Raw genomic sequence first — 13,476 nt, 5'->3', positions numbered from 1 at the left:
AATTTTAAATGTAATTTTCTTTTTTTATGGGGTCGTCAATCATTAAATTTTTTAAGGGGTAGTTAATCATTAATACAGTTCCAGTTTCATCTGAATAAATATCAAAATTTGCTCCAATTAAGTCGGCTCTAGTTTTAATATTTGAAAGGCCTGAGCCTTTAGTGCTCTCTTTTAAATCAAAACCTTTTCCGGTATCGATTATATCAATTTGGCAGTTGTTTTTAGTGAATAAAATATTAATTGTTATGGAATCGCTGTGAGAATGTCTCAATATATTTGAAATAGATTCTTGTAAAATTCTATAAATTATAGTCTCGTGTTCGGTGTTTATTTTTTTAACTTCTCCGTTAATATTGATTTTGCATTTTATTTTTTTAAGTGCTTTAATCCTATCTAAATCTTCAGAAATTGCAGCTATAAAATTGGTCTTTAAAAACACATCGCCATTCATTACTTTGGATAACAGTCTAATTTCATTTAATGATTTGGTAACTAAATCCTTAATTTTTGATAATTCAGATATGGTGTAACTATCATTGTTTTCTATCAGAATGTTCATTTGCATGAGCGCAACGGAAAGAATTTGTCCGATATTATCGTGTAATTCTCTACTAACATTAGTTAGCGTTTGTTCTTTAATTTCAATTTTAGATTTTGTTAATTCCGATTGAAAAAGCAGTTCGGCTTCTAACTTATCCGTTAAAAATTTTGTTTTCTTTTTCTGGAAAAAAAAGAATAAAATAAACACAGTTAATAATAGCGTAAATAAAACTATACTAAATGATATTATTAATAATTGTATTTCTTCTCGCTGCATATAAATCCAATTAAAAAACAACTGTGCATTAACAAATTTAATATAAATAAAACAAAATTGAATATGGTATTGTTATTTTCAATTAAGAAAAAGTCTATGGCCAACATATATGGCAAAATTGGAACATGAAAAGCCAATATACCAAGAATAAACCAAAAATATATTGATTTTTTAAAATTTAAAATATTTTCAGAACTAAATATTTCGAATAAATATAAGCACGATAAGAATAAAATCATAATCACACCAATAGCAAAAACATTAGTAAATGTTGTGACAAGATTGTTTTGAATAAATATAATGTTTATAAAATAAACACCTATAAATACTACAAGAAAAGATAATGCTATTTTTTGATTTTTGATTTTGGCTAATAATGATTTTAATAAAAATATATAATATGAAAAGCTAATAAGTATGTATAAATTATAGATTGGAAATCTTACTAACCCTGTCCATTTCGTAAAATTTTCACCAATAAAATCTATAAAAAAGGCTATCCATATAAAAAATAATATCGATTTAGCTTTATTAGAAGGCAATTTGAAATAGAAAAATATTCCTGGAATTGCTGATAATAAAGCTAAATAAACAATATATAGATTTAAATTTTCTAACATTTATTCTTGTGGATATGTTATTTTTGGAGGATGACCTATCCCGCCATAATTTAATGGTTCAATTTCAGTAACATCTACATTTACTTCTAATAATGGATCATCAGCTAAACTTCTTTCTAAAATATTCAATGTTCTTTTTTTGGTTGGTGAAAGAAATATAGTCGTTAAACCCGCTTTTTCTTTATATTTTACACCATCTTCTGGATAAACTCCAATATAAAATCTAATTCCATTAACTTCAATTCCATTTTCAATTCCTTTGGTTTTTACATAATTAATGTAATTCTCTAATTCCTCAATAGAATACCAAACTGCATTAGCATCTTCTTTACCAATATTCGATAAAATTAACCCTGATCTTTTTTCAATATATCTGTTATTTAAATCAGTAGCCAATTCTTTTGTTATTAATTGAGTTGGTTCATCAAATTGTTCCATGTTTTTGTTTGTTTTAGTTTATAGGTACAAATGTATTTATAAGGCTTATCCTACACAAGGGGAAAAACCCCCTTTTTTGCCTAGGTAAGAATTGAATATTTTATAGAATTAACCCCTAAAAAACCCTCTGCGAATTACCGTATCAAAAAACAGGAAATCCGCTCTACCCCAAGAATTCAATTAGTTACAATTTTACAAAATCAAATTTGATAAAACAGGAAGGTATAAAAGTACTTTTTTAATTATTAATAAACTAAAAACATAAATTATGTCAAATTCAATTGAAAACGGATTAGGCTGGATGCCTGATCTACCAGATTTTAGAGATTTAACAACTGAATCTTCTTCAGTTCAAGAAATCTTTTCTGCTGTAACGATGAAATTTAATCCTGTAATGGGAGAAAGTAAAACGAAAAGCAAAACAAAAAAAGCAGAAACTCCTTTAACATTAGCAACTAGTGTTGATTTAAGAAGTTGGTGTTCGCCAATTGAAAATCAAGGTCAACTTGGTTCTTGTACTGCAAATGCAGGTGTTGGTCTTCTTGAATATTATCAAAGAAGAGCTTACGGGATTCATCTTGAAGCATCTAGACTATTCTTGTATAAAGTTACAAGAAATTTATTGAAATGGACAGGCGATACGGGTGCTTATTTAAGAACAACAATGAAAGCAATGGCTGGATTTGGAATTTGTCCTGAAGAGTATTGGCCATATAGCGATGTGAAAACAGGGGCTAATGGTGTACCTACTGATCCTTTTGAAAGAGAACCATCTGGTTTTAATTATCAGTTTGCATCTAACTACAAAGCAACAACTTATTACAGATTAGATCCTGTAGGCGCAACTCCTGCAACTATTTTAAACAACGTAAAAACATATGCGGCGGCAGGTTTACCTTCTATGTTTGGTTTTACAGTTTATAATTCTATTTCTCAAGCAGGCTCTAATGGAGGTAAAATACCTTATCCAAAATACGGAGACAGTGTATTAGGCGGGCATGCAGTTGTGGTTGTAGGTTATGATGATAATATTGTAATACAAAATGGAGTTGGAGGGCCTAAAACCACTGGTGCTTTACTTATAAGAAATTCTTGGGGAACATCTTGGGGTAGTTCTGGATATGGGTATTTACCTTATGAATATGTTTTAAAAGGTTTAGCTAAAGATTTTTGGTCTATGGTTAACGCTAGTTTTTTTAACACGAATAACTTTTAACAGGTTATTGAAATTTTATTAAAATAAATAATTACGTCATGATTAGTTTAAAAGTAGGAGAAGTTTCTTCATTAGAATTAAATAGTAATCCATCTACAGGATATAGCTGGACATACACAATATCAAAACCTAAAATAATTTCAATCTCTGAGTTTTTTGAGGAAGTAGACCCAAAAATGATTGGGGTAAACCACAAAGTAATTTTCGAAATAAAAGGACTTAAAAAAGGAATTGTAGAAGTTGCTTTTAATTATCATAAAGTATGGGAAAAAGATATTGTTCCTGCTTTAACCAAAACAATGACCGTAAAAATAGTTTAAAATGGCGAAATCCGAAAAGCCTTAAAATAGAGTAGGAAACAATTAAAATATAATATTATGCCAACTTTTTCACCAATGCCAAACGAAAGTGACTTCATGAGTTACATATTAGGCGACGTATTTAAGAAACTAACTAATGGAGGAGATCCAAAAATGTTAGGACCAAACAATTTTATTGCATGGGAACCTGTTCCTGTAGTAATTGACCCAGAAGCATTTGATTATGCTTTGAAAGGCTTTTTTGGAGCTACTCCAAAAATTGAAGGAATGACTGATGAAGAGTATACTGAAGCTCGTAATTCAAAAAAGTATAGCAAATATGCTCATGCTGAAGAATTTGCGCGTTTAGCGGATCAAATTCCAAGTATGATTCCAGAATTAGACGGTAATGGAGCTAGAAAATTTACCATTTTTAGTCCACATCCAGATCATACAAAATCGAATGTTTACCAAGATGTAATGGAATATTGTGTGGTTAAAAACACGAAAATCGATCCTAAAGTGGAAAAGAAATTAGAAACTTTAAGAAAAGATATTGTAACCGTTAAAAAATTGAAAAACCCGGATTACGATGATTCACTTGTTGAGCATCCAGAAGACAATCCGAAATTTATTTTTCAATCTTTCCCATCTCCACAATACGTTAAGTATTTAGAATATGAAGCGTTGTATTATGAAGCAGAAGACAAATTAACTGATTTGCAAAAAAGAGTTGCTGATGGAGAAGGAGATGCTATGTCAGAAATGGCTATCAATGGTAGAAACTATATCAAAAGAAGAGATGATGCTTTAAAACGTTGGGAAGGTATTGGTTATAAAGGTAAAATTGAAAAATCTTTAAACTATATCGACGAAATCGAAAGCAGTAATTTCATTACCATTAAAAAAAGATACGAATCGGAACTTTTAGCTGCTAAAAGAACTGGTCTTGGAGGAATGAATACTTATTTTTTCTCACAACCAGTTCCTGCAAGTACTTTAGCAAATTCAACTAAATGGTTAGAGTATAAATTTAGTAAAAGCGACTACGAATCTAACTACCAAAGTACATCTCATAGTTGGAGTGCAGCGGCAAGTTTTGCAGGGCTTTTCAGTGTAGGCGCAGCAGGTAAACATAAAAGAATAAATTCTAATTTTAATTTTAACGATTTCGAAATGTCTTTTAAAATTGGAAAATGTTATGTTTCAAGTCCTTGGTTAGGAACTACTTTCCTTAAATCACGTTATTGGAAATATTCTAAAAACGGAGCAGATATTTTAAATAATCAAATGATTAGTGACGGAAATGGTAAAGGTTTGTTACCAGCTGTAGCAACAGAGTTTTACTTCATTACTGATTTAAAAATTGGTTTCAAAAAAGGATCTGATTCGTACAAAAAAACTGAAGATGAGGTAAAAGCTGGTGGCGCTTTAGCTATTGGACCTTTTGTTCTTGGAGGTAGTTATGGATATGATGACGAAAGAGTAAACAGAACAGGATCAAGAGAAAGTCAAGGTATGTCTTCTGGAGGAATTTTACTTTTAGGAAGAAAATGTAATATTATCGACTTATCGCCAAACCCACTTCCATCAATTAAAGATGACGAATGGGTAGAGGTTAATTAATTCTAACTATAAAAATCCAAATGCCTATTAATGGTATTTGGATTTTTTAAACTAAAAGAAATCATGAAATACTATATCTCATTATTCCAGAAAATAAAAGAATATTATAAAACTCAAAGTACAAATGAATCTGAAATACCCTTAATTTGCCCTTCACTACGAGTTTATAATAATGAGGAAATGAATCTACTATTGCCTCAAATGCTAATAGATGAAACGCTTAAAGGCGAAGCATTTCTTAAAAAACAAGACATATCTTTTCAATTAAATTCTATTCCTTCTTCCGATAAATATTGGGATGTTAACCCAAGTAATACCTTGTTTGACGCTTATGGTAAAATTATCGAGGTGAAACAAGTTGAAGCAGAACAAATCAAAGAAACGGAACACCTTGACGCCAATAAAATATTATATGACGACAAAGGAAAACCTACAAAAGAGAAAAAAGCTTACGATAAATATTTGCCCTTATTTGACAAACTAATAACTGAATGGGAAGAACATGTTGCTAAATATAATGGTTTAACAACCGATGATGAAAAACAAGTTTGGTTGACCAAGTTGAACAATATTTTATTAAGAAAAGAAAAATTAATTGTAGATCATAAGTTGTTAGGACATAAAGAACTTATTGAAAACGCAATGAGCAAAATCAACAAGCTTGATGGTCTCGATCTTTTTTTGGCAAATCTTATGAATTCTAGAAATATTATGGAAAATTCTGCAAAAACTGGCTTACAGTCGTTGGAGACTTTTCACGATATCAACTTTATTCCTTATGATTTTATGTCTAATAAAAACGGTTGGATCAAATTAACTATCGATAAAAAAGAACTAGATGAGTTGTATGAAAGAGCTAAAGTTCAAAAAGACGATTTTCCAAAAGAAATTATTACTATTGATTATGATGAGAAAAACATCTTAGGTATAGAATTAGAATTCTCAATTGTGACTTTACAAAGAAGTTGGTTCTCCTTGTCTTCTTTAGTTTCTAGTTTTTTCAAATGGACAGAAGCAAAATCTATTTCAGATGGAGAAACCATAAGTAACGATTTTCTGCTTCCTGCATTTCCAAAGAAAATGTTTTTGATTCAAAATCTTAAAATTAATATCGATCCAACGGTTTCTGCAAATGTGGTTAGTGATATAAATCAGTTAATTTCATTCGGACCAATTATTATGAAAAGCCAACTTTTTGTAAACTCAAATAACAATGTTAGTTTCATAAAAGCAGTTAGAAATAAAGAAACGTTGAGATCAAATAATGTAAAATATTATAGTGATAAGGCAGAAATTAATAAAGTAGAAACGACAAATCCTGTTGCAGCACCAGTAGCAACACCAGTTACCGCCTCACCACATATTGCAGTCACACCAATAAGAATGGCCAGACCAATAATGAGTGCTAAACCAGTGATGGCAGCAAGAACTATGGATGTTTCAAGAACTGCCATGAAATCAGCAGTTTTAGGAAATCCGGCTTTGTTTAAACCTGTTATTATTACAACTATTAATATAGGAAATCTAACAACAATTGTGGTTAACATTAAAGATTCGATAACCAAACAAGCGATTTATAAATCGGAGATATCAATAATCGGAATTAATAATTCTTTTTTTAAAGAAATTGAATCTAATAAAGAAGGTTCAACCGAAATAAAACTTCCAGTAGGTAATTATAAAGTTATAATTGTTAAAGATGGATATAGCGTTTTTGAAGAAGAGTTGAAAATTGAAAATCAAAATACGATTTCAAAAGAATATAGTTTAAATCCAGAATCGGTTAACTACGATAGTTTCTTCCTAATTGGTATGGTTTGCGAAAAGCTCCCTAAAATCCCAAACTAGTTTTAATTAAAATTATTCATCATGAAAACAATAAAATACAATGTCAAAACTCCTGAAGTGGTTACGCTTTGTGAAATGCTTAATAATTTAGGCTACAATCTTGTGGTTTCAAATTCGTTTACTTTGGCAGTTGATGAAGCAGTTAAAAATTTTCAAGCTAAAAACAATTTGGTTGTTGATGGAATTGTTGGTATGAAAAGTTGGTCGAAATTATACGAATTGAATGCACAATTTACCAATCATAATGATAAGTTTTTGTCGGAACAAGATTTGATGAATTTTGCCAATACATTCCAGTTAGAACTCGCAACTGTAAAAGCAGTAAATGAAATTGAAAGTAGTGGAAAAGGGTTTTTGTTAAGTGGAAAACCTAAAATTTTATTTGAAGGTCATATTTTTTGGAAGGAATTAGAAAAAAGAGGTATTAATCCTAATAATTACTGTAATAGTAATACAACGGATGTGTTATATAAAAGTTGGACAAAACAACATTATGTTGGTGGTGAAGGCGAACATGTTAGATTACAAAAAGCCATGCAACTTGGCTCCGATCAAAAATTTATTGATGCCGCAAATGCTTCTGCATCTTGGGGTTGCTTTCAAATTATGGGTTTTCATGCTCTGCCTTTAGGCTACACAAGTATTGATGATTTTGTTCAGAAAATGTATGTCAACGAAGACGAACATCTTAATGCTTTTGGAAGATTTTTAAGTACAAATCATTTAATACCATTTTTACAAAATAAAGATTGGTCAGAATTTGCTAGAAGGTATAATGGGGCGGGCTATAAGGTCAATAAATACGACACAAAATTGGCTAATGCTTACGCGAAATATTCAAAATAGTATAACATAAATTTAAGATTATGAGTTATCTAGCCCAACAAATGATAGGTGTTCTATCTCACAAAAAACTAAAAAAAGAAAGCGTAAATAGCGACAGAGATTATTCTGGTGGAGGTTGGTTTGATGAAAAAACGGAATCCCTTTTTCTATGCTCCGATAAAAGTTTTGCCTTTATTATAGAATCCTTTTCGAGTGTTTCTTCTGGCGGATTTTCTATGCCATCTCAAGGCAGAAAGGAGTATTTTGGAAATTGGGATGTTATTGAAGAAAATGCTACTTTGTATTTAATGCTGTATTATGAAAATGGTTCACAAGAAAAATTACAAACTAGAAATTTAGGTACAGGTTTGCAACAACTGAATTATCAAACATGGAACAGGTATTTGATAGAATAAAAAAATCCAAATTCCATTGAAAGTATCTTTGGAATTTGGATTGTATTTTTCTGAATTTAAGTCTTAATCTCTCGAGCCTAAAATTCTATAAGCCCAATATAATAAGGAAGCTAAAGCACCTAAAGCGGCAACTAAATACGTTCTGGCAGCCCATTTTAAAGAGTCTTCTGCGCCAGCATATTCTTCTTGACCTAGCATGTTTTTATTTTTCAACCAAGCTAAAGCACGGTTACTTGCATCGTATTCTACTGGTAAAGTAATGAAACTGAAAGCCGTTGCCACAGCCATTAAAGCTAAACCAGCCACAGCCACATAAAATCCAATTGAAGATTTTGAGGCAAAACCTAAAATAATTCCACCCATAATTAACCATTGCGACATACTTGAAGAAACGTTAACCATTGGTACCATTTTAGAACGCATTGTTAACCATTCATACGCTTGAGCGTGTTGAACTGCGTGTCCACATTCGTGAGCCGCAACTGCTGCTGCTGCTGCATTTCTTTGGTTGTAAACCGCTTCTGATAAGTTTACGGTTTTATCAGCAGGATTATAATGATCGGTTAATCTTCCAGGTGTAGAAATCACTCTAACATCACGAATTCCGTGGTCTGCTAGCATTTTTTCTGCAATTTCAGCACCAGACATTCCGTTTCTTAGTGTTAGTTTCGAATAATGTTCAAACTTACTTTTTAAGCGCGAACTTACTAACCAACTAAATAGAGCAATCACTCCAATTATTATCATGTAAGGTAAATCAAACATAGTTTTTAATTTTAAAAATTTAAAGTTACAAAATAAGCATCAAATTACAAGCCAGTTTCAAATTTTCAGAAAAATAATGACAAGTTGACATTTCTTATTTACAAATAGTTATAAAAGCAATTAATTCTTGAGCTTCATAATAAGTAAACGAAACATCAACTATTTCATAGCCTTCGTTTACTTTCTTATTCAAAAATTGTTCTACTTCTTTAGACAATTCTTCTTTCATACTGCCAAAACTCATTGCTTTTTTCAGCGTAATCACTTCGTATTTTTTCATCTTTTTTTTATTTAATTAGTAGAATGGAACCAAATATTGTTACAAGAAAAAACCGCAGATTTACAGAAAATAATCTGCGAATCTGCGGTTAATTTATAAAGACACTTCGACAAGCTCAGTGTGACAATTTCAGAATGTTACCCAACCAAATTAATAATTTTACCAGGAACGATAATCACTTTATTTGGCGTTCTGCCTTGTAATTGAGCTTGTGTTCTTTCGTCAGCCATTACGATTTCTTCAATTTGAGCAGCCGTTAAATCTAACGGCAACTTAATGGTGAAACGCATTTTTCCGTTGAATGAAACTGGATATTCTTTTTCAGATTCGACTAAATACTTTTCTTCAAATTTTGGAAAAGCAACTGTTGAAATCGAACCTTCGTGACCTAAACCACTCCATAATTCTTCAGCAATATGTGGAGCGTATGGCGAAACTAAAATCGCTAATGGTTCTAAAATCGCTTTATGATTACATTTTAATTGCTGCAATTCGTTCACGCAAATCATAAATTGAGAAACAGACGTGTTGAATGAGAAATTCTCAATGTCTTCCGTTACTTTTTTGATGGTTTTATGTAATGACTTATACATTTCTGCCGTTGGTTCGTCGTTTACAATAACCAAACCATTATCATCAAAATACAAACGCCATAATTTTTTCAAGAAACCAGAAACTCCTGTAATTCCTGCCGTATTCCAAGGTTTAGATTGCTCTAATGGTCCTAAAAACATTTCATATAAACGTAACGTATCTGCTCCGTATTCTTCACAAATATCATCTGGCGAAACCACATTGTATTTCGATTTCGACATTTTTTCTACTTCACGACCAACGATGTATTTTCCGTTTTCTAAAACGAATTCCGCATTGGCATAATCTTCTCTCCAGTTTTTGAAAGCTTCAATATTCAATTCTTCTGAAGAATTTACAATTGAAACATCTGTATGTAACTCATTCATATCCAATTCAACGAAAGAATCATCATAAATCGTAATTCTAGTAGTATTGTTGGTTGTCATTTCAAACAAACGTGCTGATAATTCAGTGAAAATTTCATTCTTTTCTCCACCAATAAAAACATCTTGTCCTCTACTTAAAGAAAGTCCAAAGTCAGTCAAATCATATATTTTTTTACATCGAACAAATTCTTTATAATATTTTGAACTAACAAATATTGATTCTCCATAAATACCATCTCCAACAGTATCATTACCAAAACTATCTCTTCCTCCTGAAACACTTGTTATTTTTAATCTATAAACAAAAGCACTCATTCCCAAAATCATTCCCTGATTAATCAGTTTTTTGAAAGGTTCTTCGGTTGGTGCGTAACCTCTGTCTTTTAAGAATTTATTCCAAAAACGTGAGTACAATAAATGTCCGGTTGCGTGCTCGCTTCCACCAATATATAAATCTACACTTTCCCAATATTTTAAAGCTTCTTCGTTTGCAAACTCTTCAGTGTTGTGGGCATCCATATAACGCATCCAATACCAAGAAGAACCCGCCCAACCTGGCATCGTGTTCAATTCTAAAGGAAAAATAGTGACATCGTCAATCAACTGATTACTAACCACTGAACACTGAACACTGTCCCAAGCCCAAACGGTTGCGTTACCTAATGGTGGTTGTCCGTCTTCAGTTGGTAAGTATTTTTCTACTTCTGGTAACACAATTGGCAAGTGTTTTTTGTCAATCATTTGTGGTAAACCATTCACATAATACACTGGAAAAGGTTCACCCCAATATCTTTGGCGAGAGAAAACAGCATCACGTAAACGGTAATTTACTTTTGCATTTCCTGCTCCGATTTTTTCTAATTCTTCGATGATTTTCTTTGTTCCTGATTTGTAATCTAATCCGTTTAAGAAATCAGAATTTACTAATTCGAAACCACTTTTTTCTCCAAAAGCAGTTTCTGAAATATCTTGGTTGAAAATGTTCTTAATTTCTGGCATTCCGTTGGTCCCTTTGAAGAAATTCGCGAAAGCATAATCACGCTCATCACCACAAGGAACGGCCATAACAGCTCCAGTTCCGTAACCCGCTAACACGTAATCGCCAATCCAAACCGGAATAGGTTCTTTGGTGAAAGGATGTTCTGCATAAGCACCAGTGAAAACCCCTGAAATAGTTTTAACATCTGCCATTCTTTCACGTTCCGAACGTTTTGCAGTCGCTTCTACATAAGCTTCAACCGCAGCTTTTTGTTCTGGAGTTGTAATTTGAGCAACCAAATCGTGCTCTGGGGCTAATGTCATAAACGTTACTCCGAAAATCGTATCAGGTCGCGTCGTAAACACATCAATTTTTGCATCGTGATTATTCACATGGAAAGAAACCATGGCTCCAACTGATTTTCCAATCCAGTTACGTTGTGATTCTTTGATTGATTCACTCCAGTCAATATCGTTTAAACCTTGTAATAATCTTTCCGCGTAAGCAGAAATCCGCATACTCCATTGTGTCATTTTCTTACGAACTACTGGATGTCCACCACGTTCTGAAACGCCGTTAACAATTTCGTCATTCGCTAAAACTGTACCTAAAGCCGCACACCAGTTGACTTCAGTTTCGGCTAAATACGTTAATCTATATTGTAATAATATTTTTTGTTGTTCTTCAGATGAAAAAGCATTCCATTCTGCTGCTGTAAAAGGCGCGATATTATCATCACAAACCGCATTTACATTCGCATTTCCTTCCGAAGCGAAAATCGCAACTAAAGTCGAAATATCTTCTGCTTTATCTGAATTTTTATTGTACCAAGAATTGTATAATTGAATGAAAATCCACTGTGTGTGTTTGTAATAATCTGGATTCGACGTACGAACTTCACGACTCCAATCGAAAGAAAAACCAATTCGGTCTAACTGATGTCTGTAACCTTGAATCGTGTTTCCCGATTTATCAATTCCACCTTCAATATTCATACGTGTTGTATCTGCTGGGTGTTGCCCAGTTTGAATCGCATATTGTTCTGCAGGCAATCCAAATGAATCGTAACCTTGCGGATGCAAGACATTAAAACCTTGATGTCTTTTATATCTTGCGACAATATCTGAAGCAATATAACCTAGCGGATGTCCAACGTGTAAGCCCGCTCCCGAAGGATAAGGAAACATATCTAATACAAAATATTTTGGTTTATCTGTTGCGTTACTTGCTGCAAAAGTTTGATTTTCTGCCCAATATTGTTGCCATTTGGCTTCGATTTTTTCGTGATGGTATTTCATTGTTCAAGGTTTCAGGTTTCAGGTTTCAAGTTAAAAGTGATTGAGTTATATAAAACTTGAAACCTTAAACTTGAAACAAAAATTCGGTTGCAAATTTACATTTTTATATACTAAAGTTAAAACTTTGTTGTTATATTCTGTGTAAACAAAATTTCTTTACTATTTTTACAGCATAATTATAAAATTTATGGCACAATCGTTTGAGCAATATCAACGTAGAAGATTAATTTCTTCTTATTTTTCGGTAGTTTTTAGTATTTTTTTAGTGCTGTTTTTATTAGGCGCTTTAGGATTATTTGTGATTAATTCTGAAAAAATTTCGAATGATTTTAAAGAAAACATTCCTATGAGTGTGTACTTTAAAGACGAAGCCAACGACAGTATTTTGAATGCTTTTGATACCGAATTGAAAAACGCTAAATTCATTAAATCTTACGATTTTGTAACGAAAGACGAAGCTGCTAAAAATAATCCAGATATTGTTGGTAAAGATTTTATGGAGTTTTTAGGATTTAATCCATTATTAAACTCATTCGATATTCATTTAAAAAGTGAATATGTAAACAAAGCAGAAATCAAAAAAATTGAAAATGATATCAAAAGAAATCCAAACATTTCAGATGTCATTTATGATAAAGAATTAGTAGAATTAGTAAATGAAAACGTAACCGAAATCAGTTTTTGGATTTTAATTATCAGCGGAATTTTAGCTTTTGTGGCGATGTTGTTAATTAATGGTTCGATTCGTTTGTCTATTTATTCTCACCGATTTACAATCAAAACCATGCAAATGGTTGGTGCTACGAAATCATTCATTAGAAAACCATTTATCAAAACGAGTATTTTATTAGGGATTATTGGTGCGGTTTTAGCGATTATCGGTTTAGTTGTTTTAGCGTTTTACATTGATGGCATGTTCCCAACTTTAGGAATTGCAAAAGATTACGTTTCTTTAGGAATTGTTGCCGCTGGCGTATTGTTAGTAGGAATAATTATTACTTGGTTGAGTACGTATTTTGCTACTACACGTTTCTTAAATTTAAGAACTGACGATTTATACTAGAAGAGTCAAGTAAAAAAATCAAAA

Annotated in this window: 13 protein-coding genes; 7 read left to right on the top strand and 6 right to left on the bottom strand. The window is 31.9% G+C overall.

Annotation, left to right across the window (positions count from 1 at the left end; genetic code table 11):
* Positions 1-4: 4 nt before the first annotated feature.
* The 3 genes from BMX42_RS09835 to BMX42_RS09825 are packed head-to-tail and all read right to left on the bottom strand — an operon-like array spanning position 5 to position 1,875.
* Positions 5-817, bottom strand: coding sequence for a sensor histidine kinase (locus BMX42_RS09835; protein WP_091313098.1), 813 nt, complete (start codon positions 815-817; stop codon positions 5-7).
* Positions 790-1,437 carry a hypothetical protein gene (locus BMX42_RS09830; protein WP_091313095.1) on the bottom strand — a complete coding sequence of 216 codons (648 nt, stop codon included), beginning with the start codon at positions 1,435-1,437 and terminating at the stop codon, positions 790-792. The genes BMX42_RS09835 and BMX42_RS09830 overlap by 28 nt, the downstream gene beginning before the upstream one ends.
* Complete coding sequence (locus BMX42_RS09825) at positions 1,438-1,875, bottom strand: hypothetical protein (RefSeq protein WP_091313092.1); 438 nt, start codon at positions 1,873-1,875, stop codon at positions 1,438-1,440.
* A 268-nt stretch (positions 1,876-2,143) separates the two neighbouring features.
* Between BMX42_RS09825 and BMX42_RS09820 the strand changes: the two genes are divergently transcribed.
* The 6 genes from BMX42_RS09820 (at position 2,144) to BMX42_RS09795 (ending at position 8,105) form a co-directional block, all read left to right on the top strand.
* Positions 2,144-3,091 (top strand): C1 family peptidase, encoded by a 948-nt coding sequence (locus tag BMX42_RS09820; RefSeq protein ID WP_091313089.1) that lies wholly within the window; start codon positions 2,144-2,146, stop codon positions 3,089-3,091.
* A 38-nt stretch (positions 3,092-3,129) separates the two neighbouring features.
* Entirely contained in the window at positions 3,130-3,411 is a 282-nt protein-coding gene (locus BMX42_RS09815) for a protease inhibitor I42 family protein (protein ID WP_091313086.1), read from the top strand.
* Between the two features lie 57 nt (positions 3,412-3,468).
* The gene (locus BMX42_RS09810; protein ID WP_143055632.1) at positions 3,469-5,016 is read left to right on the top strand and encodes a hypothetical protein; all 1,548 of its coding nucleotides are present in this window, start codon (positions 3,469-3,471) and stop codon (positions 5,014-5,016) included.
* Positions 5,017-5,079: 63 nt separating this feature from the next.
* On the top strand, positions 5,080-6,864 hold the full coding sequence (locus BMX42_RS09805; protein WP_143055631.1) for a hypothetical protein: 1,785 nt from the start codon (positions 5,080-5,082) through the stop codon (positions 6,862-6,864).
* Between the two features lie 21 nt (positions 6,865-6,885).
* Complete coding sequence (locus BMX42_RS09800) at positions 6,886-7,710, top strand: N-acetylmuramidase domain-containing protein (RefSeq protein ID WP_091313077.1); 825 nt, start codon at positions 6,886-6,888, stop codon at positions 7,708-7,710.
* A gap of 20 nt (positions 7,711-7,730) precedes the next feature.
* Positions 7,731-8,105: a hypothetical protein gene (locus tag BMX42_RS09795; RefSeq protein ID WP_143055630.1), complete on the top strand. Its 375-nt coding sequence runs from the start codon at positions 7,731-7,733 to the stop codon at positions 8,103-8,105.
* Between the two features lie 63 nt (positions 8,106-8,168).
* Here the strand turns inward: BMX42_RS09795 and BMX42_RS09790 are convergent, their stop codons facing one another.
* The 3 genes from BMX42_RS09790 to BMX42_RS09780 all read right to left on the bottom strand — a co-directional run bounded on the left by BMX42_RS09790 (position 8,169) and on the right by BMX42_RS09780 (position 12,389).
* Positions 8,169-8,870 (bottom strand): zinc metallopeptidase, encoded by a 702-nt coding sequence (locus tag BMX42_RS09790; protein ID WP_091313070.1) that lies wholly within the window; start codon positions 8,868-8,870, stop codon positions 8,169-8,171.
* Positions 8,871-8,964: 94 nt separating this feature from the next.
* Complete coding sequence (locus BMX42_RS09785; protein ID WP_091313068.1) at positions 8,965-9,150, bottom strand: hypothetical protein; 186 nt, start codon at positions 9,148-9,150, stop codon at positions 8,965-8,967.
* Positions 9,151-9,287: 137 nt separating this feature from the next.
* Positions 9,288-12,389: a leucine--tRNA ligase gene (locus BMX42_RS09780; RefSeq protein ID WP_091313064.1), complete on the bottom strand. Its 3,102-nt coding sequence runs from the start codon at positions 12,387-12,389 to the stop codon at positions 9,288-9,290.
* Positions 12,390-12,576: 187 nt separating this feature from the next.
* Between BMX42_RS09780 and BMX42_RS09775 the strand changes: the two genes are divergently transcribed.
* On the top strand, positions 12,577-13,452 hold the full coding sequence (locus BMX42_RS09775; RefSeq protein ID WP_091313061.1) for a cell division protein FtsX: 876 nt from the start codon (positions 12,577-12,579) through the stop codon (positions 13,450-13,452).
* The last annotated feature ends 24 nt before the right edge of the window (positions 13,453-13,476 follow it).

This window comes from Flavobacterium terrigena (assembly GCF_900108955.1).
GTDB lineage: Bacteria > Bacteroidota > Bacteroidia > Flavobacteriales > Flavobacteriaceae > Flavobacterium > Flavobacterium terrigena.
Note: the sequence above shows the minus strand (reverse complement) of the source record. Positions and strands in the feature narration are given on the sequence as shown.

Excerpts from the sequence above, each read along its gene's own strand:
- BMX42_RS09835 (WP_091313098.1), bottom strand. The coding sequence starts at position 817 with ATGCAGCGAGAAGAAATACAATTATTAATAATATCATTTAGTATAGTT.
- BMX42_RS09830 (WP_091313095.1), bottom strand. The coding sequence starts at position 1,437 with ATGTTAGAAAATTTAAATCTATATATTGTTTATTTAGCTTTATTATCA.
- BMX42_RS09825 (WP_091313092.1), bottom strand. The coding sequence starts at position 1,875 with ATGGAACAATTTGATGAACCAACTCAATTAATAACAAAAGAATTGGCT.
- BMX42_RS09820 (WP_091313089.1), top strand. The coding sequence starts at position 2,144 with ATGTCAAATTCAATTGAAAACGGATTAGGCTGGATGCCTGATCTACCA.
- BMX42_RS09815 (WP_091313086.1), top strand. The coding sequence starts at position 3,130 with ATGATTAGTTTAAAAGTAGGAGAAGTTTCTTCATTAGAATTAAATAGT.
- BMX42_RS09810 (WP_143055632.1), top strand. The coding sequence starts at position 3,469 with ATGCCAACTTTTTCACCAATGCCAAACGAAAGTGACTTCATGAGTTAC.
- BMX42_RS09805 (WP_143055631.1), top strand. The coding sequence starts at position 5,080 with ATGAAATACTATATCTCATTATTCCAGAAAATAAAAGAATATTATAAA.
- BMX42_RS09800 (WP_091313077.1), top strand. The coding sequence starts at position 6,886 with ATGAAAACAATAAAATACAATGTCAAAACTCCTGAAGTGGTTACGCTT.
- BMX42_RS09795 (WP_143055630.1), top strand. The coding sequence starts at position 7,731 with ATGAGTTATCTAGCCCAACAAATGATAGGTGTTCTATCTCACAAAAAA.
- BMX42_RS09790 (WP_091313070.1), bottom strand. The coding sequence starts at position 8,870 with ATGTTTGATTTACCTTACATGATAATAATTGGAGTGATTGCTCTATTT.
- BMX42_RS09785 (WP_091313068.1), bottom strand. The coding sequence starts at position 9,150 with ATGAAAAAATACGAAGTGATTACGCTGAAAAAAGCAATGAGTTTTGGC.
- BMX42_RS09780 (WP_091313064.1), bottom strand. The coding sequence starts at position 12,389 with ATGAAATACCATCACGAAAAAATCGAAGCCAAATGGCAACAATATTGG.
- BMX42_RS09775 (WP_091313061.1), top strand. The coding sequence starts at position 12,577 with ATGGCACAATCGTTTGAGCAATATCAACGTAGAAGATTAATTTCTTCT.